This window comes from Planomonospora corallina, assembly GCF_042650625.1.
In the GTDB taxonomy this organism is placed as follows: Bacteria; Actinomycetota; Actinomycetes; order Streptosporangiales; family Streptosporangiaceae; genus Planomonospora_B; species Planomonospora_B corallina.
Genome location: NZ_JBHSBM010000054.1, coordinates 21,285 through 45,312, shown reverse-complemented (window position 1 = coordinate 45,312; position 24,028 = coordinate 21,285). Strand labels below are relative to the sequence as shown.

The 24,028-nt window shown below is 72.4% G+C and carries 22 protein-coding genes; 9 read left to right on the top strand and 13 right to left on the bottom strand.

Annotated features, from left to right (window positions below):
* Nucleotides 1-190 precede the first annotated feature (190 nt).
* Both ACFOWE_RS30750 and ACFOWE_RS30745 read right to left on the bottom strand, forming a co-directional pair.
* Nucleotides 191-466 (bottom strand): hypothetical protein, encoded by a 276-nt coding sequence (locus ACFOWE_RS30750; protein WP_377294045.1) that lies wholly within the window; start codon nt 464-466, stop codon nt 191-193.
* A gap of 110 nt (nt 467-576) precedes the next feature.
* Nucleotides 577-1,659 (bottom strand): LacI family DNA-binding transcriptional regulator, encoded by a 1,083-nt coding sequence (locus tag ACFOWE_RS30745; RefSeq protein ID WP_377294043.1) that lies wholly within the window; start codon nt 1,657-1,659, stop codon nt 577-579.
* 161 nt (nt 1,660-1,820) lie between these two features.
* Between ACFOWE_RS30745 and ACFOWE_RS30740 the strand changes: the two genes are divergently transcribed.
* Nucleotides 1,821-2,507, top strand: a complete 687-nt coding sequence (locus ACFOWE_RS30740) for a TetR/AcrR family transcriptional regulator (RefSeq protein ID WP_377294041.1) — start codon at nt 1,821-1,823, stop codon at nt 2,505-2,507.
* Nucleotides 2,508-2,688: 181 nt separating this feature from the next.
* Here the strand turns inward: ACFOWE_RS30740 and bldC are convergent, their stop codons facing one another.
* The gene (bldC, locus tag ACFOWE_RS30735; RefSeq protein WP_013133571.1) at nt 2,689-2,892 is read right to left on the bottom strand and encodes a developmental transcriptional regulator BldC; all 204 of its coding nucleotides are present in this window, start codon (nt 2,890-2,892) and stop codon (nt 2,689-2,691) included.
* A gap of 320 nt (nt 2,893-3,212) precedes the next feature.
* Nucleotides 3,213-4,079, bottom strand: coding sequence for a hypothetical protein (locus ACFOWE_RS30730; protein ID WP_377294039.1), 867 nt, complete (start codon nt 4,077-4,079; stop codon nt 3,213-3,215).
* 346 nt (nt 4,080-4,425) lie between these two features.
* On the opposite strand from ACFOWE_RS30730, the gene ACFOWE_RS30725 reads away from it, so the two are divergent.
* A complete protein-coding gene (locus ACFOWE_RS30725; RefSeq protein WP_377294037.1) occupies nt 4,426-5,529 on the top strand; it encodes a Leu/Phe/Val dehydrogenase in 1,104 nt (367 codons plus the stop codon).
* Nucleotides 5,530-5,678: 149 nt separating this feature from the next.
* Complete coding sequence (locus ACFOWE_RS30720; RefSeq protein ID WP_377294035.1) at nt 5,679-5,909, top strand: DUF3073 domain-containing protein; 231 nt, start codon at nt 5,679-5,681, stop codon at nt 5,907-5,909.
* A gap of 490 nt (nt 5,910-6,399) precedes the next feature.
* Here ACFOWE_RS30720 and purM read toward each other — a convergent pair whose 3' ends face one another.
* Both purM and purF read right to left on the bottom strand, forming a co-directional pair.
* Nucleotides 6,400-7,437, bottom strand: a complete 1,038-nt coding sequence (purM, locus tag ACFOWE_RS30715) for a phosphoribosylformylglycinamidine cyclo-ligase (RefSeq protein ID WP_377294033.1) — start codon at nt 7,435-7,437, stop codon at nt 6,400-6,402.
* Nucleotides 7,434-8,870 (bottom strand): amidophosphoribosyltransferase, encoded by a 1,437-nt coding sequence (gene purF, locus ACFOWE_RS30710; RefSeq protein WP_377294031.1) that lies wholly within the window; start codon nt 8,868-8,870, stop codon nt 7,434-7,436. Before purF ends, purM begins: the two co-directional genes overlap by 4 nt.
* Before the next feature lie 322 nt (nt 8,871-9,192).
* On the opposite strand from purF, the gene ACFOWE_RS30705 reads away from it, so the two are divergent.
* Nucleotides 9,193-9,978, top strand: coding sequence for a DUF4190 domain-containing protein (locus tag ACFOWE_RS30705; protein WP_377294029.1), 786 nt, complete (start codon nt 9,193-9,195; stop codon nt 9,976-9,978).
* Nucleotides 9,979-10,091: 113 nt separating this feature from the next.
* Here the strand turns inward: ACFOWE_RS30705 and ACFOWE_RS30700 are convergent, their stop codons facing one another.
* Nucleotides 10,092-10,547 (bottom strand): sterol carrier family protein, encoded by a 456-nt coding sequence (locus ACFOWE_RS30700; RefSeq protein WP_377294120.1) that lies wholly within the window; start codon nt 10,545-10,547, stop codon nt 10,092-10,094.
* Between the two features lie 245 nt (nt 10,548-10,792).
* Here ACFOWE_RS30700 and ACFOWE_RS30695 point away from each other — a divergent pair, with 245 nt between their 5' ends.
* Nucleotides 10,793-12,874 (top strand): PhoX family protein, encoded by a 2,082-nt coding sequence (locus ACFOWE_RS30695; RefSeq protein WP_377294027.1) that lies wholly within the window; start codon nt 10,793-10,795, stop codon nt 12,872-12,874.
* 111 nt (nt 12,875-12,985) lie between these two features.
* Here ACFOWE_RS30695 and ACFOWE_RS30690 read toward each other — a convergent pair whose 3' ends face one another.
* Both ACFOWE_RS30690 and ACFOWE_RS30685 read right to left on the bottom strand, forming a co-directional pair.
* Complete coding sequence (locus ACFOWE_RS30690) at nt 12,986-13,858, bottom strand: AraC family transcriptional regulator (protein ID WP_377294025.1); 873 nt, start codon at nt 13,856-13,858, stop codon at nt 12,986-12,988.
* Between the two features lie 94 nt (nt 13,859-13,952).
* On the bottom strand, nt 13,953-15,446 hold the full coding sequence (locus tag ACFOWE_RS30685; RefSeq protein WP_377294023.1) for an MFS transporter: 1,494 nt from the start codon (nt 15,444-15,446) through the stop codon (nt 13,953-13,955).
* Nucleotides 15,447-15,658: 212 nt separating this feature from the next.
* Here ACFOWE_RS30685 and ACFOWE_RS30680 point away from each other — a divergent pair, with 212 nt between their 5' ends.
* Complete coding sequence (locus ACFOWE_RS30680) at nt 15,659-16,237, top strand: Uma2 family endonuclease (protein ID WP_377294021.1); 579 nt, start codon at nt 15,659-15,661, stop codon at nt 16,235-16,237.
* Between the two features lie 236 nt (nt 16,238-16,473).
* Nucleotides 16,474-17,310: a hypothetical protein gene (locus ACFOWE_RS30675; RefSeq protein ID WP_377294019.1), complete on the top strand. Its 837-nt coding sequence runs from the start codon at nt 16,474-16,476 to the stop codon at nt 17,308-17,310.
* A 180-nt stretch (nt 17,311-17,490) separates the two neighbouring features.
* Here the strand turns inward: ACFOWE_RS30675 and purL are convergent, their stop codons facing one another.
* From purL to purS, 4 genes are all read right to left on the bottom strand, one after another.
* Nucleotides 17,491-19,698: a phosphoribosylformylglycinamidine synthase subunit PurL gene (gene purL / locus ACFOWE_RS30670; protein ID WP_377294118.1), complete on the bottom strand. Its 2,208-nt coding sequence runs from the start codon at nt 19,696-19,698 to the stop codon at nt 17,491-17,493.
* Nucleotides 19,699-19,760: 62 nt separating this feature from the next.
* Nucleotides 19,761-20,444 (bottom strand): phosphoribosylformylglycinamidine synthase subunit PurQ, encoded by a 684-nt coding sequence (gene purQ, locus ACFOWE_RS30665; protein WP_377294017.1) that lies wholly within the window; start codon nt 20,442-20,444, stop codon nt 19,761-19,763.
* Nucleotides 20,445-20,627: 183 nt separating this feature from the next.
* Nucleotides 20,628-21,083 (bottom strand): ATP-binding protein, encoded by a 456-nt coding sequence (locus tag ACFOWE_RS30660; RefSeq protein ID WP_377294015.1) that lies wholly within the window; start codon nt 21,081-21,083, stop codon nt 20,628-20,630.
* Nucleotides 21,084-21,251: 168 nt separating this feature from the next.
* Nucleotides 21,252-21,497: a phosphoribosylformylglycinamidine synthase subunit PurS gene (purS, locus tag ACFOWE_RS30655; RefSeq protein WP_377294013.1), complete on the bottom strand. Its 246-nt coding sequence runs from the start codon at nt 21,495-21,497 to the stop codon at nt 21,252-21,254.
* Nucleotides 21,498-21,922: 425 nt separating this feature from the next.
* Here purS and pdhA point away from each other — a divergent pair, with 425 nt between their 5' ends.
* Together pdhA and ACFOWE_RS30645 are read left to right on the top strand one after the other, a co-directional pair.
* Nucleotides 21,923-23,041: a pyruvate dehydrogenase (acetyl-transferring) E1 component subunit alpha gene (gene pdhA, locus ACFOWE_RS30650; protein ID WP_377294011.1), complete on the top strand. Its 1,119-nt coding sequence runs from the start codon at nt 21,923-21,925 to the stop codon at nt 23,039-23,041.
* The gene (locus ACFOWE_RS30645) at nt 23,038-24,021 is read left to right on the top strand and encodes an alpha-ketoacid dehydrogenase subunit beta (protein WP_377294009.1); all 984 of its coding nucleotides are present in this window, start codon (nt 23,038-23,040) and stop codon (nt 24,019-24,021) included. The genes pdhA and ACFOWE_RS30645 overlap by 4 nt, the downstream gene beginning before the upstream one ends.
* Nucleotides 24,022-24,028: the final 7 nt, after the last annotated feature.

Here is a 24,028-nt window from a genome sequence, read left to right as displayed (position 1 = left end):
GCCGCAGGCGGCGGCGCCCAGACCGCACAGGACGAGGACCGCCGCGAGTGCTCTGCTGGTCACGATCTTCCCTTCGCGTGAACCGTCGGCCACCCAACTTACGCGGCCCGGCACCGTGATCGGTGCCGCTGTCACCCGATGGGCCGCCGGAGCGTCACCGGCGTGTGCCCGGGCGTGCGCCCGGGCGGTGTCACCAGACGGGGTCGCCGCTCCGGTGCCGCTGCAGGAGCGCGGCGAGCTCCTGCGCCTCCTCGGCGTCGACGCCCAGCACCACGCGCGGACGTCCCCAGGGATGGTCGATCGAATGGGCGACATAGCTGGCCACGGAGCCCGTGCCGGTCTCGGCCCTGGCGACGTCCGCGCCATGGCCATGGCCACGGCCGCGGGCGGTCCGCCACTGCGTCCAGGCCCGCTCCAGCTCGGAGGCGGCGCGCTGGGCGCATGACACCAGTTCTGGATCACGCATAGTTACCCCCCTTGTCACCGCCGAGTCAACACAGTGACTCTCCGTGACATCCGGGGCTTTGCCCAGCCTTGGCGCCCGCCTGGATGTGGAGTGACCTCCAGGCGGGCGGCTCACCCCTGCGCGGGGCCGGTGCTGCGCCGTACGACGAGTTCGGGTGTGACCTGGCGCAGGCGGGACGCCTTGCGGGGGTTGCCGATCCGGTCGCTGAGCAGCGCCGCGGCGGAGCGGCCCATGGCCCGGCGGGGCTGGTCGACGGTGGTCAGCGAGATGGCGGGCACGCCCGCCAGGTGGGTGTTGTCGTAGCCGACCACGGACAGGTCCTCGGGGACCCGGAGGCCGAGTTCGGCCGCGGCGGCGAGCACGCCCATGGCGACCATGTCGTTGGAGGCGAAGATCGCGGTGGGCCGGGGGTCGCGGGTCAGCAGACTCCGCGCCGCCTGCGCGCCGCCCTCCTCGGTCGGCTCGCCCTGCTCCACCATGATGTACGGCGCCAGCGCGTGCCTGCGCATCGCCACCAGGTAGCCCTCGCACCGGAAACGGCCGGAGGAGCGGTTGCCCTCGATGTGGGCGATGCGGCGGTGGCCGAGCTCCACCAGGTGGTCGACGGCCAGGCGGGCGCCGAGCTGGTCGTCGTCCACGACGGCGTCCACGCCGTCGAGTTCGATGTCGCGCTCGCCCACGACGACCATGGGCGTGTAGCCGGTGGCCTCGATGAGCGTCTCGCTGGTGGGCGGGATGCCGAGGAGGACGAGGCCGTCCACCCTCAGCTCCAGGAAGGCCTCGACGGCCTCGCCCTCGAAGGCGGGGTCCCACTGGCTGTTGCCGATGAGCAGCCGGAGCCCGTCGCCGTGCAGGCTCTCCTGTAGGCCGTCGAGGAACTCGGCGTAGAAGGGGTTGTGCAGGTCGGCGACGAGCGCCCCGACCAGGTGGGTGCGGCCCTCGACCAGACTGCGGGCGACCGCGTTGGGCCGGTAGCCGAGCTCCCTGGCGGCCTGCAGAACGGCCTGCCGCCGGTGCTCGCTGACGTGCGGTGATCCACGCAGCACGAGCGAGACCAGCGATTTGGAGACACCGGCTCGTTCGGCCACGTTGCGGATCGTGGGTCGTGGGCGCGGTCCGTCGCCGTCGGGCGTGACGGCCGCGGCGGGTTCGCGGGTGCGGGTGACGGTGGTGTTGACCGGTGGTCCTGACATGGCTCTCCCCCGGAATGGTGGATGGGCACCTGATGGAGGGTGTCCGGATGCCCTCTCCCACCCAAACGATCGAGTTCCGGATGGGGTACGGCTTCTCGGGCGGCAGAACTCCGAACTTGACGCGCGGCCTCGGCCCGCACCGACTCCGATAGTGTGCGCATGTGGGTGCGAGATCCGGAGCCGCCAGGCAGGAGAAGACCGGCGACGCGCCGCGACCGGCGCGGCGCAGGCTCAGCGTGGACCGGCGCCGCGAGGAACTCATGGCCGCGGCGCTGGAGCTGTTCAGCAGGCGTGACGCCGAGGACGTCTCCATCGACGACGTCGCCTCGGCCGCCGGCGCGTCCCGCGCGCTGGTCTACCACTACTTCGGCGGTAAGCAGGAGCTCTACGTCGCCGCGCTGAAGAGCGCCGCCGCGCAGCTGGAGGCGCGGCTGAAGCCCCAGGGGAACGGCCGTCCGCTGGACGAGCTGGCCTCGGGGCTGGAGCGGTACTTCGACTTCGTCGAGGAGCACGCGGCGGGGTTCGCCGCGCTGCTCAAGGGCGGCCCGGCCAATCGCAGCGGTGAGATCGGCGAGATCGTGGACAGCGTCCGGCACCGGCTGCTCCGCCTCATCATGAGGCAGATGCGGGTCGAGGAGCCGGGACCCGCCCTGCGCATCACGCTGCGCTCATGGATCGCGTCCGTCGAGACGGCCGGCCTCGACTGGCTGGAGCACCGGGACATCGAGCGGCCCACGCTGGAGCGCATGCTGGTCGACCACATGGTGGCGCTGCTCGGGGTGGCGGCGAACCACGACCCCCAGGTCGAGGAGCTCCTCGAGGAGCTCGTCCGCGACCAGCTGCTCTAACGGGACCGGGTCCCGCTTCCGGGCCGGGCGGCCCGCCGGAACCCGTCGTGGAGTGCTCCCAGGCTGGTGGGGAGGCGCCGGACGGGCGGCGCCGTTCCCCACAGAACCTGCACGGTCCACGCGCCCACACGCCCGGTGAGCGCGCGTCTTGTCCCCCCACGGGTCCGGATGACGGCCCCGTCTACTCGGAGCGCTGCTGTGGGATCCCCGCGAGCAGTGCGCGGACCTCGGTCTCCCGGTAGCGGCGGTGCCCTCCCAGGGTGCGGATGGACGTCAACTTGCCCGCCTTCGCCCACCGCGTAACGGTCTTGGGGTCGACGCGGAACATGGTTGCGACCTCCGCCGGGGTGAGCAGCGGCTCGGCCTCGGGTGTACGAGCTGACATTTGTGCGGCCTCTCCTCCGTGTGGACCGACGACAGCGATCCTGCGACTTGACGCTTGTCACGGATGTCCCCCTATGGCCCCTTGCGTGCGGCTCTTCGGGCCATATGCGGCATCACCCGATGTGACCATACAGCCACACAGAGCGATTGGCGAGTCTTTAGTGCGACTCATCTCTCTTGTGTATGCGGTGTTGTCACGCTCGGTGATTCTAGCGACACGGTTCGTGGTATCGCAGTGAAAACGGCAAATTACTCAGTTCGCAGATGCGTCCCCGGACGTTGACAGCCCCACTTATGCAGGTCAGAGGGGTGATATGCGACTCAGTTTGCTGATTCGAGGATGCGTATTGACCGCCAACGGGCAATCACCCGCTGGTACATGGCGTAGGCCAGCTCCTCCTGTCCGGTTTCCAGACCCGTCAGCGCGGTGGCGAGCTCGGCCACCGACTGGTCGGCGCGGAGCTCCTCGTCGTCCATGAGGTGGACGATCCCGCCGTAGTCCAGTTCCACCAGCGAGTGCGGGTGGAACTCCTCCAGCCAGCGGGCCACGTCCTCCACCTCCTCGGTGATGTCGACGCCGCCCACCTGCCTGCGGATGATCTGCAGCGCGCGGGCGACGCGCCGCCGGGCGTGCGCCATGGAGGTGACGTAGATCAGGTTGCGGGTGGTGGTCGTGCCGGAGGACCCGGAGGGCGCGGCCTCGCCGTCGAGGGCCAGCCAGCGCTCCCCGCCGTCGAAGGGCAGGAACCACGGGGCCGGGACGTGCCAGGTGGAGGTGCGGATGTGGGTCCGCAGGGCGGCCGAGCCGGCGCGCCGTTTGAACCGGTCGAAGTCGTCGGCGGTCTGCTCGGCGATCGACGGGGGCACGAACCGCTCCATCAGGACCGCCGGAGTCGTCCCCCGCAGGCGCGAGAAGGCCAGCCAGGAGCGGAGCCTGCTCTGCCAGGGGCAGACGTAGAGCACGCCGTCCACGCGCCTCAGGTAGGCGTTGGGGCTCTCGTGGACGGGAGCGGGGGCGGGCGGGACGCCCAGCAGCCGCGCGACGGCCTCGCCGTGCTCGGCGTGGAGGGCGCTCGCCCGGCGTGGCCGGTCGGGGGCCTCGGCGTAGGTCTGCCACGAGACCTGTTCGGAAGGGCTGAACGCGGTCAGAGGTTCATAGACGCGGAGGTACGCGGCATAGGGCAGCACGTTCGCATCGTGCCATGAAGGACCTGCTGTTGTCCGGTACCGGCCTGCGGCGACCTCGGAAACCGGCCGCCGTGGCCCCCTTCCGAGAGGCCCTCGGGACCGGAGTGAGGGAAGTGATGGAAGTGACCGCGGAGGCGGAGCCGCGGGATCAGGTGCGGGAACGGGAGGCGGAAGACGCCGCGGATGCCGCGCGGGAGGCGGCGGCGGATCGCACGGAGCCTCCGGCCGGGCCGTCCACGCAGGTGAGGCGGGCGGTCTCCGGCTCGTCACGCCCGGCGGTTGTGGTTACGCTGAGGGTGATCTCCGCCGCAACGGAGCGGCGGACCGGACGACGGGAGTCACCACCGTGACGGACGTCTTCGGGCTCTCCCACAAGGACAGCAGCCCAGCAAGCGGCCAGGCCAGGCACGAGCAGGTCGTCTTCTGCTCCGACGAGCGCAGCGGCCTCCACGCGATCATCGCGATCTACAACACCGCGCTGGGCCCGGCCCTGGGCGGGACCCGGTTCTACCCCTACGGCAGCGAGCAGGACGCCCTGGCGGACGTGCTCAACCTCTCGCGGGCGATGGCCTACAAGAACGCCCTGGCGGGTCTCGACCTCGGCGGTGGCAAGGCCGTCATCATCGGCGACCCGGACACCGACAAGAACGAGGCGATGCTGCGGGCCTACGGCAGGTTCGTCCACTCCCTGGGCGGGCGCTACCTCACCGCGTGCGACGTCGGCACCTACAGCGAGGACATGGACCTCATCGCGCGCGAGACCCCCTATGTCACGGGCCGCACCCTCGCCCACGGCGGCGCCGGCGACTCGTCCATCCTGACCGCCTTCGGCGTGTTCCAGGGCATGCGGGCCGCCGCCGAGCACGCCTTCGGCACGCCGTCGCTGCGCGGCCGGAGGGTCGGGGTCGAGGGCGTGGGCAAGGTGGGCCACCGGCTGGTGGACCATCTCGTCGAGGACGGCGCGGAGGTGGTGATCTGCGACGTCAGCGAGCGGGCGGTCGAACTCGTGCGCGGGAGGCACCCCCGGGTCGAGGTCGTCGCCGACCAGGCCGCCCTCACCGCGGCCGACATCGACGTCTACGCGCCGTGCGCGCTGGGCGGGGCTCTGGACGACGCGACGGTCGCCCGGCTGCGGGCCTCGATCGTCTGCGGCGGCGCCAACAACCAGCTCGCCCACCCGGGGGTGGAGAAGCAGCTCGCCGACCGCGGGATCCTGTACGCGCCCGACTACGTCGTCAACTCCGGCGGGGTCATCCAGGTCGCCGACGAGATCGGCGGGTTCGACATGGACCGGGCACGGGCAAAGGCGGAGAAGATCTATGCCACGACCCTCAAGATTTTCACCACGGCGGCGGAGGACGGCGTTCCACCGGCGGTCGCAGCAGATAGGCTGGCCGAGCGCAGAATGTCGGAAGTCGGGCGGATTAGGGGTATTTGGCTAGGTCGCTAGCCCCTCATGCCTCTGCGGCGTACCGAGCCGCGCGCAAAACAGGTACGGTTGTAGTCGAACGAGAACTGACGCCTCAGTCAGGTGGTGTCAGTGCGTGGTGCGTTAGCGACGAGGGGTCGGGCACGACCCCACACGAGGGGGTCGAGCCAATGGGGCGCGGCCGAGCAAAGGCCAAGCAGGTCAAGGTTGCTCGCCAGCTGAAGTACAACAGCGGTGGCACCGATCTTGAGCGTCTTCGCAACGAGCTCGGAGTCAACGACTCCGTCCACAAGAACGACGCTGACGACTCCTACGATGATCTCGCGGATCGGTACGCCGATTACGCCGATGACTTCGATTCCGGAGACGACCGGGACAGCGGCACGTCCGGCCCCCGGTAGGCGGGACTCACACTGAACGAGGGCAGAACGCCCGGCGGTCGCGAGCCGCCGGGCGTTCTGGCCGCGGTGCCCCGTCTCCCGGGTCTCCCGGCCGTCCTCCGACGCCGTCATCACGAGGCGCTCCGGAACCCGGAGCGCCTTCAGGCATGCGCCGAGGCCGGACCCCGGGGCGTTCCGCGGACGCGTGCGCGCTCTTTCCGGACCCGTGTCCGGACCCGCGGCGACCTTTTCCCGGATCCGCGACCCGTGACCTGTGACCCGCGACGTGGGAACGGTCGCACCCGTCCTGGACCGGCCGGGCCCGGAAACGGCCGGCCCGCCCCGCCTCGGCCGGGTGAACGGGCGAGGCGGGGCGGGCCGGCACGCGGAGCCGCCGGGGACCGCCGGTGGAGATCCGCTCCGGGCCGCCGGACCTACGCGAAGGTCCGGGACCCGGGCTTACGTGGAGGCCTGGGACCCGGGCTTACGCGAAGGCCCGGGACCGCCGGGCCTAAGCGGAGGCCTGGCGGTAGCGGGCCCGGCCGGTGCCGGGCACGACCTCGCCGAGCACCCAGGCGGGGAGGTCCCGCTCCTTGAGCAGGGCCAGCGCCGCGTCGACCGCGTCGGCGGGGACGATCGCCGCCATGCCGACCCCCAGGTTGAAGGTGCGGTCCATGTCGGCCTGCGCGACCCCGCCGTGCCGGGCGAGCACCTCGAAGACGGCGGGAGGGGTCCACGACGACCGGTCCAGCAGCGCGTCCAGCCCCGGCGGGAGCGAGCGGGACAGGTTGCCCTCCAGGCCGCCGCCGGTGATGTGGGCGTAGGCGTGGACCTCGGCCGAGCGCGCCAGCGCCAGGCAGTCGAGCGCGTAGATCCGGGTCGGCTCCAACAGCTCCTCGCCCAGCGTCCGGCCGAACTCGGGGACCTCCTGCTCCAGGGAGAGCCCGGCGGTCTTGATGATGTGCCGGACCAGGGAGTAGCCGTTGGAGTGCACGCCGGACGAGGCCAGCGCCAGCACCACGTCGCCCTCACGGACCCGGTGCGCCCCCAGCATGTCGTCGGCCTCGACCACGCCGGTGGCCGCGCCCGCCAGGTCGTACTCGTCGGCGCCCATGGCCCCGGGGTGCTCGGCGGTCTCGCCGCCGACGAGCGCGGTGCCCGCCAGGCGGCAGCCCTCGGCGACCCCGCCGACGATCTCGGCGATCCGCTCCGGGACGACCTTGCCGCAGGCGATGTAGTCGGTCATGAACAGCGGCTCGGCGCCGCAGACCACCAGGTCGTCCACGACCATGCCGACCAGGTCGACGCCGATCGTGTCGTGCTTGCCCAGCGCCTGGGCGAGCATGACCTTCGTGCCGACCCCGTCGGTGGAGGTGGTCAGCAGCGGCCGCTTGTAACCCAGCAGCGCCGAGGCGTCGAACAGCCCGGCGAAGCCGCTGGCGTCGTCGACGACCTCCGGCCGCCGCGCCCGCGCGACCTTCGCCTTCATCAGCTCGACGGCGCGCTCGCCCGCGTCGATGTCCACCCCGGCGGCGGCGTAACTCGTCATGCCTTGGCCTCCAGGACGTACTTGCCGACGTTGTCGTGGTCGACGGCGATGGGGTACTCGCCGGTGAAGCAGGCGCGGCAGAGCCGCCCGGCGGGGATCGTGGTCGCCTCGGTCAGGCCCTCCAGCGAGATGTAGCCGAGGGAGTCGGCGCCGAGGGAGTCGCGGATCTCCTCCACGCTGAGCGAGCCGGCGATCAGCTCGGCCCTCGTCGCGAAGTCGATGCCGTAGAAGCACGGCCAGGCGACCGGGGGCGAGGAGATCCGGACGTGGACCTCGCGGGCGCCCGCCTCCCGCAGCATCTTGACGATGGCCCGCTGGGTATTGCCGCGCACGATCGAGTCGTCCACGACGACCAGGCGCTTGCCGGCGACGACCTCCTTCAGCGGGTTCAGCTTGAGCCGGATGCCGAGCTGGCGGATCGTCTGGGACGGCTGGATGAAGGTCCGGCCGACGTAGGAGTTCTTCACCAGGCCCTGGCCGTACGGGATCCCGCTCTCCTCGGCGTAGCCGACGGCGGCGGGGGTGCCGGACTCGGGCGTGGGGATGACCAGGTCCGCCTCGACCGGGTGCTCGCGGGCCAGCACGCGGCCGACCTCGACCCGGGTGCTCTGCACGCTGCGCCCGGCGATGGTGGTGTCGGGACGGGCCAGGTAGACGTACTCGAACAGGCAGCCCTTCGGCTCGGCCAGGGCGAACCTGCGCGAGCGCACGCCGCGCTCGTCGATGGTGATGAGCTCGCCCGGCTCGATCTCGCGGACGAAGGTGGCGCCCACGATGTCGAGGGCGGCGGTCTCGGAGGCGACCGCCCAGCCGCGCTCCAGGCGGCCGAGGACCAGCGGGCGGATGCCCTGCGGGTCCCGGGCGGCGTACAGCGTGCGCTCGTTCATGAAGACGAGGGAGTAGGCGCCCTTGACCTGCGGGAGGAGGTCGGCGGCGGCGTCCTCGACGTCCTGGCCGCGGTCCTGGGCCAGCAGCGCGGCCAGGACCTCGGTGTCGGTGGTCGCCCGGGTCGTGCCCGGAGCGAGCCGCTGGGCGAGCTCGCGGGTGTTGATCAGGTTGCCGTTGTGGGCGAGCGCGAGCCCGCCGCCGTCGGTCGAGCTCAGCGTCGGCTGGGCGTTCTCCCAGACGCTCGACCCGGTGGTCGAGTAGCGGCAGTGGCCGATCGCCAGGTGGCCGCGGAGGGTGCCCAGCACCGACTCGTCGAAGACCTGGGCCACCAGGCCCATGTCCTTGTAGACGAGGATGCGGCTGCCCTCGCTGACCGCGATGCCCGCGGACTCCTGGCCGCGGTGCTGCAACGCGTACAGCCCGTAGTAGGTGAGTTTGGAGACTTCCTCCCCGGGGGCCCATACGCCGAAGACGCCGCAGGCGTCCTTCGGGGGTCGGTCATGGGGGTCAAGGTCATGGCTCAGCTGGCCGTCGCCCTTCAGCACATGCCTCAGTGTAGGTCGGCCCCTCCGTTGCTCGTACCCCGGGTCCGGCTCTCCGCCTTGCCGCACCCTGACCGAACGATCGCTCCCGGTTTGCCGCGCCTGTCCGTGATATCGGCGACGACCGGGGGAAAGTGGGATCTCCGGCATGTCTACACGCCGGGAGAGCGTCGGGAGAGCGGACGTGGCAACACCTGTGGACCCAGACCAGCCTGAGCGGCGGCGGACCGAGCGGCGGGAGCCTGGCGTACCGGAAAGGCCGGAAGGCCCGGAGATCCGGCAGACGCCCGAGTCACCGGAGCCGCCGGAGTCGTCGACCGCGCCGATGCCGGGCGTTCCGGGTGATCCCGAGGAGCCCGGGACGCCGGGGGAGCGGAGGCGGAGCCACCCGGACGTGCCGGGCGCCCCCGAGGTGCCCGGGACGCCGGGGGAGCGGAGGCGGAGCCACCCGGACGTGCCGGGCGCCCCCGAGGTGCCCGGGACGCCGGTGGAACCCGTGCCGCCCGAGGAGCCCAGACCGCCGCGGGAGCCGATGCCGCCGCACCCGGACGTGCCGGGCGCGCCCGAGGTGCCCGAGCCGTTCCAGGCCGACCCGGAAGGAACCCGCGCCCCCTCCGCTCCGCCGTCCGGCGGATTCGCATATCAGGCACCGCCTCCGGGCGGCGCCCACTCCGCGCCGCCTCCGGGCGGCGCCCACCCCGCCCCGCAGGGCCCGCCGCAGGCGGCGCCGTGGCAGGGCGGTCCCACCTACCCCGGAGGCCCGGTGCCGTATCCGGGGCCTCCGGGCGCTCCCCCGGCGGCAGGGCGGCCCGGCGGTCTCGGCACCACCGCGCTCGTGCTCGGCGTCGTCAGTCTCTTCCTGCTCCTGGCCTGCGGGCTGGGAGTGCTGACGGCGATCGCGGGTCTGGTCGTCGGCTTCATCGCGGTGGCCAAGGACTCCAACCGCGGCCGCGCCTGGGTGGGCATCGCGCTGAGCGCCCTCGCGCTGCTCGTCGCCGCGGCGGCCGTCGTCTGGTTCTTCAACCGGGCGGCCGCCTGCATGGACCTGCCGCCGGGGGCCCAGGAGCGCTGCCTGGAGGAGAGGTTCGGCGTCAGGATCGACGTGCCCTGACGGGACCGGGGCGTCCTGTGCGGGGCCGACGTGCCTGACCGGCCGATAAGCCTGGCCCGCCGATGCCTCCCGGCCGGGTCGGGGCGTCCCGTGCGGGGCCGGAGGGCCGGTCGTCAGGTGACCGGCAGGTGCTCCGACAGGTCCGCGCGGGCCCCGCTCGCCGCCACCCGCCCGTCCGCCACGGCCTCGGCCCAGTCCAGCCGCCCGGTGGCCAGCTCCAGCCACGTCCGCGCGTCCGTCTCCACCACGTTCGGCGGCGTGCCCCGCGTGTGCCGGGGGCCCGCCACGCACTGCACCGCCGCGTACGGAGGCACCCGCACCTCCACGGTCCGCCCGGGGGCCGCCGTGGCCAGCCGGTCCAGCAGGTGCCGTACGGCCAGCCGCGCGGTGTCCCGCTCCGGCCGGAGCCCTCGCCCGTAGGCCCGCAGGACCACCGCGACGCACGCCCCCAGCAGGGCGTCGAGGTGGCCGGGCCCGTCGTAGGGCGGCTCGTCCAGGGCGGTCAGCTGCTCATCCAGCGCGGCGCGGACCTTGTCGGGGTCGGGTTTGTGAGGTGGCACGCCCCCCATCATGCCCGCCGGGGACGTTTCCGGCGGCGGCGCGGACCGGACCCGGCGCGGACCGGGCCCGGCGCGGACCGGACGCGGGGCGATCCGGCCCCGGCCGGGGGCACCGGCTCCCGGGCAGGTGCGGGACAGAACCCCTCATCGATGACGAACGGTTCATCACCCGGGCAAACGTCGTTCACCTCCGGTTCGGCCGGCCCCCCTAGCGTCCCGGCTCGGAAACATCTGTGCACCCTTTGGAGGCCACTGTGGCGAACCCCTCGCCGCGCCGAACGCTCCCGCTGCTCACGAGCCCGCACAAGAGCGGCCGTAGCGCGCTGACCTGCGAGTTCCGCTGCGGCAACGCGTGCGCGCACGACGTCCCCAACACCAGCGACAACGCGTACTTCGGCGACGTGGTCACCTCGGTCCTGTCCCGCCGGGGCATGCTCCGGGCGGGGGCGCTCGGCGCCGTCGCCGTCGGTGCGGGAATGGCCGGGGTGGCGGGCGCCGCGCCCGCCGCCGCCGACCCCGGCGTGGAGGCCTTCGGCCGCGGCAAGGGCGACCGCGGGAAGGGCGGGCTGCGCTTCGCGGCCGTCGCGCCGAACAGGGAGGACCGCCTCGTCGTCCCCGACGGCTACGAGTCGGCCGTCGTGGTGCGCTGGGGCGACCCGGTCCTGCCCGGCGCCCCGGAGTTCGACTACGAGAACCAGACCGCCGAGGCGCAGGCCGAGCAGTTCGGCTACAACTGCGACTACGTGCAGTTCTTCCCGCTGGGCGCCAACCGGGGCCTGCTCTGGGTGAACCACGAGTACAGCGACGAGGCGCTGATGTTCCGCGGCTACACCGACGGGAACGCCGCCACCGAGGAGCAGATCAGGATCGCGCTGGCCGCGCACGGCGGCTCGGTGGTCGAGATCGAGCGGGTGGACCGCACCGGGCGGTGGAAGCTGGTCACCCGGGGCCGCCGCCGCTACAACCGGCGCATCACCGCGCAGACCCCGATGCGGTTCACCGGCCCGGCCGCCGGCAGCGACCTGCTGAAGACCGCAGCCGACCCCAGGGGCGTCACCGTCCTCGGCATGCTGAACAACTGCGCGGGCGGCACCACCCCGTGGGGCACCGTGCTGACCGCCGAGGAGAACTTCAACCAGTACTTCGTCCTGGGCAGCGGTGCGCCGGAGGACCAGAAGGCCGCCCTCAAGCGGTACGGCATCGACACCGCCTCGACGACGCCGGGCGGGCGCCGCTTCGACCGGGTCGAGGAGCGCTTCGACCTGTCCAAGCACCCGCACGAGGCCAACCGCTTCGGCTGGATCGTGGAGATCGACCCGTTCGACCCCGACTCCATCCCGGTCAAGCGCACCGCCCTGGGCCGTTTCGCCCACGAGGCCGCCACCACCGCCGTGGCCAGGGACGGCCGGGTCGTGGCCTACATGGGCGACGACTCCCGCTTCGAGTACATCTACAAGTTCGTCTCGAAGAAGCACTACATCCCCGGCAACGACTGGCACAACCGCACCCTGCTGGACGAGGGCACGCTGTACGTGGCCAAGCTCACCGGCGACAGCCCGGCCGCGGAGGTCGACGGCTCCGGGAAGCTCCCGGCCGACGGCGCCTTCGACGGCTCCGGTGAGTGGATCCCGCTGGTCAGCGGGAACGTCTCCCACGTGCCGGGCATGACCGCCGCCGAGGTCCTGGTCTTCACCCGGCTGGCCGCCGACAAGGTCGGCGCGACCAAGATGGACCGGCCCGAGGACGTCGAGCGCAACCCCGTCACCGGCGCCGTCTACGTGGCGCTGACCAACAACTCCAACCGGGCCCCCGCCCAGGCGGACGAGGCCAACCCGCGCGCCTACAACAAGCACGGCCACGTGCTGGAGATCGTCGAGCACCGCAACGACGCCGCGGCCAAGACCTTCACCTGGTCGCTCCCGCTGGTCTGCGGCGACCCGGCCGACGCCTCGACCTACTTCGCCGGGTTCGACAAGACCAGGGTCTCGCCGATCTCCTGCCCGGACAACCTCGCCTTCGACCGCGACGGCAACCTGTGGATCTCCACGGACGGCAACGCGCTCGGCTCCAACGACGGCCTGTTCGTCATGCCGGTCACCGGTTCCGAGCGCGGCCACCTGCGCCAGTTCCTCACCGTGCCGCTCGGCGCGGAGGCCTGCGGTCCGATGATCACCGATGACCAGCGCAGCGTCTTCGTCGCGGTGCAGCACCCCGGTGAGATCGACGGCGCCTCGCCCGAGACGCCGAAGAGCCACTGGCCCGACGGGGGCACCAGCCAGCCCCGCCCGTCGGTCGCGGTGGCCTGGCACAGCCGGGGCCAGAAGATCGGCTCCTGACCCCGGTGCGCCCCGCCGTACCCGGACGCGCGGGTCCGGGTACGGCGGGGCGACGGGGCGACGGGCCCACCGTGCCCGGGGGTTCCCCCGGCCCGCGTCCGCGGCCCGGTTTCAGCCGGCGGTCCGCTCCACGGGGATCCAGAGCTCGGCCTCCGCCTCCGCGCCGTCCGGGGAGATCACCGTGCGGGAGATCTCCGGGCCCGGCCGGCTCCGGTACGGGTTGGAGGGGAACCACTGGGTGAACACGTCCCGCCACAGGTACTGCACCGCCTGCGGGAACGCGCCGGAGGCCTCGAAGACCGCCCAGGCGCCCGCCGGGACCTCCAGGACGTCCATGCCCTCGGGCACCGGCGCGCCGGCGCCCGTCACCGCGGCGCAGTAGTAGTCGAGCTCGCTGCCCTCCTCCCGCCGGCCGGCGAGGTCGTCGGCCGCGTTGACGAGACCCGCCGGCTCCTGGTCCGACAGGGCCGCGACGCGCCCCAGCTCCTCCTTGCCGAGGCTCTGGGTGAACTCGACGATCGCCGGGTTCATGCCCTCGTGGACGAGGGGGACGCGGGCCTTCCTGCCCACGAGCCGGAAGGCGTCCTTCTCCACGATCCTGTACCGCATGCCGCTGCTCCCTTCGACGACGAGGCGGAAGGACATCCGGGGCTGGGAGTACAGCGCGGCGCCGGTCCGCCTGGCCTCGCCGGGGCCGACACCGTGCAGGGCCCGGAAGGCGCGGGCGAACGCCTCGCCCGAGCCGTAGCCGTACCGCACCGCGATGTCGAGCAGCGTCTCCGTCCCCGCGAGCACCTCGGCGCCCGCCAGGGTGAGCCGCCTGCGGCGGACGTACTCCCCCAGCGGCAGGCCCGCCAGCGCGGAGAACATCCGCCGGAAGTGGTACTCCGACGTGGCGGCGATCCGCGCCGGCTCGGTCATGTCGATCTCGGTGTCGAGGTGGTCCTCGATGTACTCCATGGCCTGGTTCAGCCGCTCCAGCACCCCGGCCTCCTTCCCTTACGAGCACTCACGCTAGGCGGGACGGACCAGGCCGCACCCGACATCTCCGGGCCCGGTCCGGTCGGGTACGGCCCGCTCAGGAGGACGCGCCGGAGGAGGGCCCGTTTCCGGAGCCCTTCCCGGAACGGGCCAGGGCGGCCAGCACGACGCCGGCCAGGGCGACGGCGAACAGCACGCCGTACGTCGTGCGGAAACCGTCCATGAGCTGCCCCACCGCGACCGGGGACACCTGCGAGAGCGTGCCCGCGTAGACCTGGCCGCGCAGGTGCGGGTCTACCGCGCCGGTGAGCACGCTCAGCGTGACGGCGACGCTGAGCACGATCCCGACATTCATGATCATGAGGCGGAAGCCGTTCACCACGCCGAGGCCGCCGGGCGGCAGGGCCTGCATGACCTGGGTGGTGTTCCCGGTGAGGAAGGTCCCGCTCCCGCACCCGCACAGGAACAGCCCGATCCCGATGACCCAGTACGGCGTGGCGGGATCGGTGGTGAGCACCAGCACGCCCAGCCCGCAGGCGCTGAGCAGGCAGCCGCCGACGGAGAGCGCGTAGGAGGAGACCCGCCGGCCCAGGGCGCCGGCGACCGGGGAGGCCAGCGCCATGCCGACCGGGACCGGGAGCACGCCCAGCGCGGCGGTGACGGCGTCGACGCCCCGGGCCGCCTGGAAGTAGAGGGCGACCAGCAGGATCAGCGCCGAGCGGGCCAGCGCGTTGCAGAACGAGGCCAGGTTGGCGAAGGCCAGCACCCGCCGGCCGAACAGGCGCACGTCGAGCACCGGGTGGGAGGCGCGGCGCTCGACGAGGACGAGCACCGGGACCAGGAGCGCGGCGACCACCGCGCCGGTGAGCACGACAGGGCTGCCCGGGCCGCGCGAGCCCGCCTCGGAGAGCGCGATCAGCGCGGCCGACAGCAGCGCGAAGACGACCAGGTTGCCCGGCGCGTCCACCGGCTCGCGGGGGCCCCGCCCGACCCTGCGCAGGGTGAGCGCCCCCCAGGCGAGGGCGACCAGGCCGGCGGGCACGTTCACCCAGAAGATCCACTGCCAGCCGGCCGTCTCGGCGATCAGCCCGCCCACGGTGGGCCCGGCGAGCTGGGCGACCGAGAGCGTGCCGATGTAGACGCCCATGCCCTGGCTGAGCCGGTCGGGCGGGAAGGCGTCGGTGATGATCACTGTCCCGTTCGCGAGGATCATCGCGGCGCCGACCGCCTGGACCACCCGCATCGCGATCAGGAACCAGACGTCCGGGGAGAGCCCGGCCAGCAGTGAGGCCGCGGTGAACAGAGCGAAGCCGGTCAGGTAGACCTCGCGGCGGCCGAGCAGGTCGGCCACCCTGCCGAAGAACACCAGCGTCGCGGTGTTGACCAGCATGAAGGAGAGCAGGATCCAGCCGGAGGCGAAGGCGTCGGCGCGGAAGTGCCGGACCACCTCGGGCAGGGCGACGTTCAGGGTGCTGCCGGAGACGCCGATCAGCACCAGCCCGAGGCTGGTGACCGAGCAGACGCGCCAGGCGTAGCGGAGCTTGGAGGCGTACTCGGGGGAACCGGGCAGGTCCTGGGGGAGTGCGACCATGCCCCTCAGTCTGCCCGATACGGAGGTTTGTTCTGTTGCGGGACCGGTGACCGCCCGTCCGGGCGGTGCGCGGCCGCCGGTTCCGGCGGGACGCCGGGAGAATGTGATCGCCCGCCGGAAATGAGAAGGTGGACGGGCGAGGGAGATGTGGAAAAGAGCTGAGAGAAAGGGAGGTGAACCGTAAAGTGGCCACCGATTCGGAGGGGGACGAGATGACCGCTGAAGTGCTGCCTTCCTGGTTCTACCCGCCGCCCGAGGGCTGGGTCGCCGAGGACCTCGACAGGCTCCCCCCCGAAGCGCCGCGCCGCCTCGAACTCGTCGATGGAGCCCTCATCGTGATGTCCCCGCAGACCAAGTTCCATATGAGGGTCATCGACAATCTCGGCCGGGCGCTGAGAACCGCCGCTCCCGAGGGATTCGACGTCGTGCGCGAGATGACGGTCACGCTGGGGAGGCGGCAGCGGCCTGAGCCGGACATCATGGTCGTCCGGGAGCTTCCCGGGTCGGGGCTGGACCGTACGACCTACCTGCCGGAAGAGGTCGTCCTCGCGATCGAGGTGGTGTCGCCCGATTCGGAGGAACGGGATCGGAAGGTCAAGCCGGAGCGGTATGCGCAGGCGGGCATCCGCCACTTCTGGCGGATCGAGAACGAGGACGGTCGCCCGGTCGTGCACCTGTACGAGTTGGACGACACCACAGGCGCCTACGTGCCGACCAGCATCGAGCGGGAGAAGCTCCGGCTCACGGTGCCGTTCCCGATCACGATCACGATGGGAGAACTGCTCGCCTGAGGCGTCCAGGGTGTTCGGTGTCCTCCGGCCACGAGGCGGGGCACGCGTCCGGCACCACGGCGTGAGAGAGGGCGCGGCCCGTGCGGGTCGCGCCCTGCCGGTCTCCGGCGGTCCGGCCCGCGCGGCTCCGTGTCCGGATCGTGATGTCCGACGGTAATCGTTTGGAACGATCTAAACGTGCAACATGCGTCCCTCAGATCACACCGGGAACCCTGGTGTCGGAGAAAGGAAGCCCTGTGGCTTTCAGGTTGCCGGGCGGGCGCACGCTCAGTGTCGTCGCCCTCGGAGTGCTGGCCGGAACGATGCTCACCGCGGGCGGCAGCGCGGTCGCCTCGACGGCGGGCGAGGACGTCCACGCGTGTGTGAACAAGAAGACGCGGTACGCCCGGATCGTCAACGCCACGGCCAGGTGCCGGACCACGGAGATCCGCGTGACCTGGAGCGCGAAAGCCGGGCAGGCCCGCGTCTCGTCCGGTCCGCAGGGCCCGGCCGGTCCGCAGGGCCCGCAGGGGCCGAAGGGGGAGACCGGCCCGGCCGGTCCGCAGGGCCCGCGCGGTCAGAAGGGCCTGACCGGCGCGCAGGGGCCGAAGGGCGACACCGGCGCGCAGGGCCCCAAGGGCGAGACGGGCCCGGCCGGTCCGCAGGGCCCCAAGGGCGCGGACGGCAAGGACGGGCAGGACGGCAAGCCGGGTCCGCAGGGCCCGAAGGGCGACACCGGCCCCCGCGGTCCCAAGGGCGAGCCGGGCGCCGGCGCCCCGCTGAACATCTACACCAGGACCCAGGGCTTCTCCAACAACGGCAACGGCAGCGCCACGGCCCACTGCGGCTCCGGAGACGTGGCGACCGGCGGCGGCTACTCGCTCAGCAGCCACAAGTACGTCGAGGTCGTCGCGAGCTACCCGCAGAGCGCCGGCAGCTGGACGGTGGCCTTCGACGTGGACTACGGCGTCGTCGACCTCAAGGCCGCGGGCGGCGAGGACACCGGGAAGAGGGCCGGCGAGGGCGGCCCCTCGGCCCAGGGCCTCGGCCCCTCCGCCAGGGGCACCGTCTATGTGATCTGCGCCAAGAAGTGACGTCCCGGCGGGATCCGTGACGGGCGAGGCCCCGCGGCGCGATGCCGGGGGCCTCGCCCACCCGGGCAGGACGGCCCGGGAGCGGGCTCCTGCGGGCCGCCGCCGGATCCGCACGCCCGGCACACGACGAGGGGGTACGGCCCGTGCGGGCCGTACCCCCTCGTGTGCCCGCGGACCGGATCAGCCGAAGACGGCCGGGAGGGTCGCGCTGTGGGTCTCGTGGAGCTCGGCGACCGGGACCTCCAGGACGCCCTCGACGACCAGCGAGGAGCCCCCGGTGGAGCCCAGGCCGTAGCAGGGCACCTCGCGGGAGGCGCACAGCTCGGCGAAGGCGCCGAAGGACTCCGGCCGCACGGTCACCAGCGCCCGGGAGGGCGACTCGCTGAACAGGTCGGTGAACGCGTCGTCCCCGGTCAGGGAGACCGAGCAGCCGATCCCGCGGGCCAGGCAGGCCTCGGCCAGGGCGATGGCCAGCCCGCCGTCGGACAGGTCGTGGGAGCCGGTCAGCAGGCCGCGGGAGGCGGCCTCGGCGAGCACCTCCGCCAGGGCCTTCTCCGCCGCCAGGTCGAGCTCCGGCGGGAGGCCGCCCAGGTGCCCGTGGGCCACGTGGGCCCACTCCGAGCCGCCGAAGTGCTCACCGGTCTCGCCGAGCAGCACGACCTTGTCGCCCTCGCCGGTGAAGCCGCTGGGCACCCGCCGGGCCACGTCCTCGATCACGCCGAGCACGCCCACGACCGGGGTCGGGTGGATCGCGTCCGAGCCCGTCTGGTTGTAGAAGGAGACGTTCCCGCCGGTCACCGGGACGCCGAGGGCCTGGCAGGCGTCGGCCAGGCCGCGCACGGCCTCGGCGAACTGCCACATGACCTCCGGGTCCTCCGGGGAGCCGAAGTTGAGGCAGTTGGTGACGGCCAGCGGCACGGCGCCGGTCACGGCGACGTTCCGGTAGGCCTCGGCCAGGGCGAGCTGGGCCCCGGCGTACGGGTCGAGGCGGGCGTAGCGGCCGTTGCCGTCGGTGGCCAGCGCGATGCCCCGGGTGGTCTCCTGGGCGCCCGGCATGACCTCGCTGACCCGCAGCATGCCCGCGTCGGCGGGCTGGGCCAGCACGGTGTTGCCGCGGACGTACCGGTCGTACTGGGAGGTCACCCACTCCCTGGACGCCAGGTTCGGCGAGCCGAGGAGCGTCAGCAGCGTGGCGCGCAGGTCGTCCGGGCGGGGCAGCTCCGCGGGGGAGGCGGCGTTGAGCGCGGCCTGGCCGGCCGGCTCGTGGTACGGCCGCTCGTAGACCGGGCCCTCGTCGGCCGCGGTGCCCGGCGGGATGTCCACGATGGTCTCGCCGTGCCAGGTCATGACCAGGCGGCCGGAGTCGGTCACCTCGCCGATCACGGTCGCGGGGATGTCCCACTTGGCGCAGATCGCCATGAAGGCGTCGATGTCGTCGGGGGCGACGACCGCCATCATGCGCTCCTGCGACTCGCTCATCAGGATCTCCTCGGGCCGCAGCGAGGGGTCGCGCAGCGGGACGAGGTCGAGCTTGACGTCCATGCCGCCAGTGCCCTTGGCGGCCAGCTCGGTGGTCGCGCAGGAGACGCCCGCCGCGCCGAGGTCCTGGATGCCGACGACCACGTCCGCCTGGTACAGCTCCAGGCAGCACTCGATCAGCAGCTTCTCCATGAACGGGTCGCCGACCTGGACGCTGGGGCGCTTGGCCTGCGACTCGTCCTCGAAGGTCGCGCTCGCCAGCACCGAGGCGCCGCCGATGCCGTCGGGACCGGTCAGCGCGCCGAACAGCACGACCTTGTTGCCGGGGCCGGGGGCGGTGGCCAGCTTGATCTGGTCGGCGCGGAGCAGGCCGACGCAGAGCGCGTTGACCAGTGGGTTGCCGATGTAGCAGGGGTCGAAGACGACCTCGCCGCCGATGTTGGGCAGTCCCAGGCAGTTGCCGTAGTGGCTGATGCCTTCCACCACGCCGGGCAGCACCCGGCGGGTGTCGCTCTGGTCGGCGCCGCCGAAGCGCAGGGAGTCCATGACCGCGACCGGCCGGGCGCCCATCGACATGATGTCGCGGACGATGCCGCCGACACCGGTGGCCGCGCCCTGGTGCGGCTCGACGTAGGACGGGTGGTTGTGCGACTCGATCTTGAAGGTGGCGGCCCAGCCGTCGCCGATGTCCACGACGCCGGCGTTCTCGCCCATGCCGACCAGGAGCGCCTCGGACTTCGGCGCCTTGGTGCCGAACTGGCGCAGGTGCACCTTGGACGACTTGTAGGAGCAGTGCTCGCTCCACATGACGCTGTAGATGGCCAGTTCGGAGCTGGTCGGGCGGCGGCCGAGGATCTGCGCGACCCGCTCGTACTCGTCGGCCTTCATGCCCAGCTCGGCGTAGGGCATGCGCTCGCCGGGGGTCTGCGCGGCCCGCTCGACGGTGTCCAGGGCCGGCCGGTCGGTCTGACTCACGCGTTCACCAGCTTCTTCAGGATCGAGGTGAAGAACCCGCGGCCGTCCGTGCTCGGGGCGCCGGTCAGCTCTTCGACGGCGTGCTCGGGGTGGGGCATCAGGCCGACGACGTTCCCGGCCTCGTTGCGGATGCCCGCGATGTCGTTGAGGGAGCCGTTGGGGTTGCCACCGACGTAGCGGAAGACCACCTGGCCGCCCGCCTCCAGCGCCGCGAGCGTCTCCGCGTCGGCGACGTACCGGCCCTCGCCGTGCTTGATCGGGAGCAGGATCTCCTGGCCCTCGGTGAAGTCGCCGGTCCAGGGGGTGCCGGTGTTCTCCACCCGGATGCCCTGGTCGCGGCAGACATAGTGAAGCCCGGCGTTGCGCATCAGCGCGCCGGGCAGCAGGTGGGCCTCGCAGAGGATCTGGAAGCCGTTGCAGGTCCCCAGGACGGGGAGACCGGCCCGGGCGGCGGGGATCAGCTCCTCCATCAGCGGCGCGAACCGGGAGATCGCTCCGCACCGGAGGTAGTCCCCGTAGGAGAACCCACCGGGCAGGAAGACGGCGTCCACCCCCTTGAGGTCGGGGTCGGCGTGCCACAGCGGGACGGCCTCGCCGCCCGCATGGCGTACGGCACGGGCCGCGTCCTGATCGTCAAGAGTTCCGGGAAAAGTGACGACGCCCACGCGGGCAGCACTCATGACAGAGTTCCCCTCCACAAACGAGCGCCGCGCCGGCGTCTCACACATCGGACGGCGGTCTGCGGCGGTGCGCCCAGGCTATCCGCTCGGCGCGGGGAGCTCACAACGCGGTGCGCGCCCGGGCCGTGTGAGCCGGGCGCGCGGGCCGGGGACGCCCGGCGGGACGGGGAGGCGGCGGACCCCTCAGACGGGGGCGAGCTCGCGGGCGCGGGACGGGGCGGCGCCGGGGCGCGGGGCGTCCGGCCGCAGCGAGAGCCGCTTGCGCAGGTGCACGGTGGTGCCCTGGCCGGGGGCCATGTCGAAGGAGATCTCGTCCACCACGGACCTCATGATCAGGATGCCGCGGCCGTTCTCGACGTCGGTCGGCGGGTAGCGCTCGGGCATCCGCACGACGCCGTGGCCGCTGTCGATGACGCGCACGTCGCAGCGGTCACGGCCGATCGCGGCCTTGACGTGGTAGCGGTTGTCCGGGCCGCCGTGCCGTACGGCGTTGGCGCACGCCTCGGTGACGGCGAGCAGGATGTCGGAGACGCAGCCGGCGGTGACACCGCGGGAGGCCAGGGACTCGCCGAGGACCCTGCGGACCATCGGAATGCCGATCGCCTCTCTCGGCAGAGCCAATGAGAACTCGAAATCCACCGGATCCCTCCCGGGCAAGACATCACCGTGTGAAGGTTTCCCCGGTCGCTCCGGCCTAACCGTGAAAAGGCCGGGATGTTATCCACCGTTGGTCAAGGCGTGGCGGAGTGCACCGTCAGAAGTGGATTTAACCGACATTCAGCAATTGTGAAGCCGGTACCCGGTCATTCAGGATTCGACGGTGACCCGGTAGTCCTCGATGACCGTATTGGCCAGGAGGGTTTCCGCCATTTTCCGGACGTCCGAAAGCGCCGCCTCGTCGGCAGGGCCGTCGATCTCCACCTCGAACCGCTTGCCCTGCCGCACCGCGGTGACCCCGCTGAAGCCCAGCCGGGGCAGGGCGCGGGCGATGGCCTGGCCCTGGGCGTCGAGAATCTCGGGCTTCAGCATGACGTCCACGATGACGCGCGCCACGGTGTTCCTCCAGGATGCGGCGGTGATGGTCGGGCGGCACAAGCGTAACGGTCCCGGGCCGGCGCGCCGCCGCCGGGACCCGGCCCGGGCGCGGGAGCGGGGACGCGGGGCGGGCCGGGGGACTCCACGACGCTCTGCGGCACTCCACGACGCTCTCTGCGGCACTCCGCGGGACCCGCAGGGCTCCGCGGGACTCCACGGCACTCCGCGGGGAAGGTGACGCCCCGGCACGGGTGCGGAGGCGGCGGGCGGGGAACGGGATCGGTATGGACGCCGGGGCAGGGGTTGCGCAGGGGTGTGTGATTTCTGCCACGATGTCTGCAAACGCGGACGGACCACCATCAACCGGCTCCGTCGCGGAGCTGACCGGCCGGACGCGAGTGGCGACCCCACCCGTGGCGGCCCCGAGCACACAGGAGCGGCACGTGACAGCCGACGCCTCTCGTGGTGCGGAAGCACCCCCCGAGCTCGTCCAGTTGCTGACCCCCGAAGGCGAGCGGGTCGAGCATCCCGACTACGACATCGACCTGACGCCCGAGGAGGTCCGCGGGCTCTACCGCGACCTGGTCCTGGTGCGCCGCGTCGACCTGGAGGCCGTCGCCCTGCAGCGCCAGGGCGAGCTGGGCCTGTGGGCCTCGCTGCTCGGCCAGGAGGCCGCGCAGATCGGCTCCGGCCGGGCCCTCACCGACGCCGACATGGCCTTCCCGACCTACCGCGAGCACGGCGTGGCCTGGTGCCGCGGCGTCGATCCGGTGAACCTCCTCGGCCTGTTCCGCGGGGTCAACCACGGCGGCTGGGACCCCGCCGAGCACAACTTCCACCTCTACACGATCGTCATCGGCAGCCAGACCCTGCACGCGGTCGGCTACGCCATGGGCATCCAGCGCGACGGGGCCGTCGGCGAGGACGGTGCCGCCTCGATCGTCTACTTCGGCGACGGCGCCACCTCCCAGGGCGACGTGAACGAGTCGTTCATCTGGGCCTCGGTGTTCAACGCCCCGGTCGTGTTCTTCTGCCAGAACAACCAGTGGGCGATCTCCGAGCCGCTGGAGAAGCAGTCGCGCATCCCGCTCTACCGGCGGGCCAGCGGGTTCGGCTTCCCCGGCATCCGGGTGGACGGCAACGACGTCTTCGCCTGCCTCGCGGTCACCCGCAAGGCGCTGGCCGACGCCCGCTCCGGGCAGGGCCCGGTGCTGATCGAGGCCTACACCTACCGAATGGGCGCGCACACCACCTCCGACGACCCCACCCGCTACCGGCTGGCCGACGAGCTGGAGGCATGGAAGCTCAAGGACCCGATCGAGCGGGTCAAGGCGTACCTGGTCCGCAACGACCTCGCCGACCAGGCGTTCTTCGACGAGATCGACGCCGAGGCCGCCGCGCTCGGCAAGGACATGCGCCGGCGCTGCCTGGAGATGCCGGATCCGCAGCCGCTGGAGATCTTCGACCACGTGTACGCGGAGCCGCACCGGCTCGTGGAGGCCGAGCGCGCCGAGTTCGCCGCCTACCTCGCCGGATTCGAGAACGAGGGGGTCGAAGGATGACGACGCTCACCCTGGCCAAGGCGCTCAACGAGGGCATGCGCAAGGCGATGGAGGACGACCCCAAGGTCCTCGTCATGGGCGAGGACGTGGGCAAGCTCGGCGGCGTCTTCCGCGTCACCGACGGGCTGCAGAAGGACTTCGGCGAGCAGCGGGTCATCGACACCCCGCTGGCCGAGTCGGGCATCATCGGCACCGCCATCGGCCTGGCGCTCCGCGGCTACCGGCCGGTCTGCGAGATCCAGTTCGACGGCTTCGTCTTCCCCGCCGCCGACCAGATCATCACCCAGCTCGCCAAGATGCCGATGCGCTCGCTCGGCAAGCTCCGCCTCCCGGTCGTCGTGCGCATCCCGTGCGGCGGCGGCATCGGGGCGGTCGAGCACCACAGCGAGTCCCCCGAGGTCTACTTCACGCACACCGCGGGCCTGCGGGTGGTGGCCTGCTCCAACCCGGCGGACGCCTACACGATGATCCAGCAGGCGATCCGCTGCGACGACCCGGTCATCTTCTTCGAGCCCAAGCGCCGCTACTGGGACAAGGCCGAGGTCGACACCTCCGCCGCCGCCGACGGCTGGCACCCGCTCGACGCGGCCCGCGTCGCCCGGCCCGGCGCCGACGCCACCCTGCTGGCCTACGGGCCGATGGTGCGCACCTGCCTGGAGGCCGCGCACGCCGCCCAGGAGGACGGCCGGTCCCTGGAGGTCATCGACCTGCGCTCGCTCAACCCGCTGGACCTGCCCGTGGTGGTGGAGTCCGTACGGCGCACCGGGCGGTGCGTCGTGGTGCACGAGGCCCCCGTCTTCAACGGCTACGGGGCCGAGCTGGCCGCCCGGATCACCGAGGAGTGCTTCTACCACCTGGAGGCGCCGGTGCTGCGGGTGGGCGGGCCGTCCACGCCGTACCCGCCGTCCCGGCTGGAGGACCACTACCTGCCGGACCTGGACCGGGTGCTGGACGCCGTCGACCGCGCGTTCGCGTTCTGAGAGGGGG

Excerpts from the sequence above, each read along its gene's own strand:
- ACFOWE_RS30750 (WP_377294045.1), bottom strand. The coding sequence starts at position 466 with ATGCGTGATCCAGAACTGGTGTCATGCGCCCAGCGCGCCGCCTCCGAG.
- ACFOWE_RS30685 (WP_377294023.1), bottom strand. The coding sequence starts at position 15,446 with ATGGTCGCACTCCCCCAGGACCTGCCCGGTTCCCCCGAGTACGCCTCC.
- ACFOWE_RS30720 (WP_377294035.1), top strand. The coding sequence starts at position 5,679 with ATGGGGCGCGGCCGAGCAAAGGCCAAGCAGGTCAAGGTTGCTCGCCAG.
- ACFOWE_RS30645 (WP_377294009.1), top strand. The coding sequence starts at position 23,038 with ATGACGACGCTCACCCTGGCCAAGGCGCTCAACGAGGGCATGCGCAAG.
- ACFOWE_RS30705 (WP_377294029.1), top strand. The coding sequence starts at position 9,193 with ATGCCGGGCGTTCCGGGTGATCCCGAGGAGCCCGGGACGCCGGGGGAG.
- ACFOWE_RS30700 (WP_377294120.1), bottom strand. The coding sequence starts at position 10,547 with ATGGGGGGCGTGCCACCTCACAAACCCGACCCCGACAAGGTCCGCGCC.
- ACFOWE_RS30680 (WP_377294021.1), top strand. The coding sequence starts at position 15,659 with ATGACCGCTGAAGTGCTGCCTTCCTGGTTCTACCCGCCGCCCGAGGGC.
- bldC (WP_013133571.1), bottom strand. The coding sequence starts at position 2,892 with ATGTCAGCTCGTACACCCGAGGCCGAGCCGCTGCTCACCCCGGCGGAG.
- purQ (WP_377294017.1), bottom strand. The coding sequence starts at position 20,444 with ATGAGTGCTGCCCGCGTGGGCGTCGTCACTTTTCCCGGAACTCTTGAC.
- ACFOWE_RS30745 (WP_377294043.1), bottom strand. The coding sequence starts at position 1,659 with ATGTCAGGACCACCGGTCAACACCACCGTCACCCGCACCCGCGAACCC.
- purM (WP_377294033.1), bottom strand. The coding sequence starts at position 7,437 with ATGACGAGTTACGCCGCCGCCGGGGTGGACATCGACGCGGGCGAGCGC.
- purL (WP_377294118.1), bottom strand. The coding sequence starts at position 19,698 with ATGCCCTACGCCGAGCTGGGCATGAAGGCCGACGAGTACGAGCGGGTC.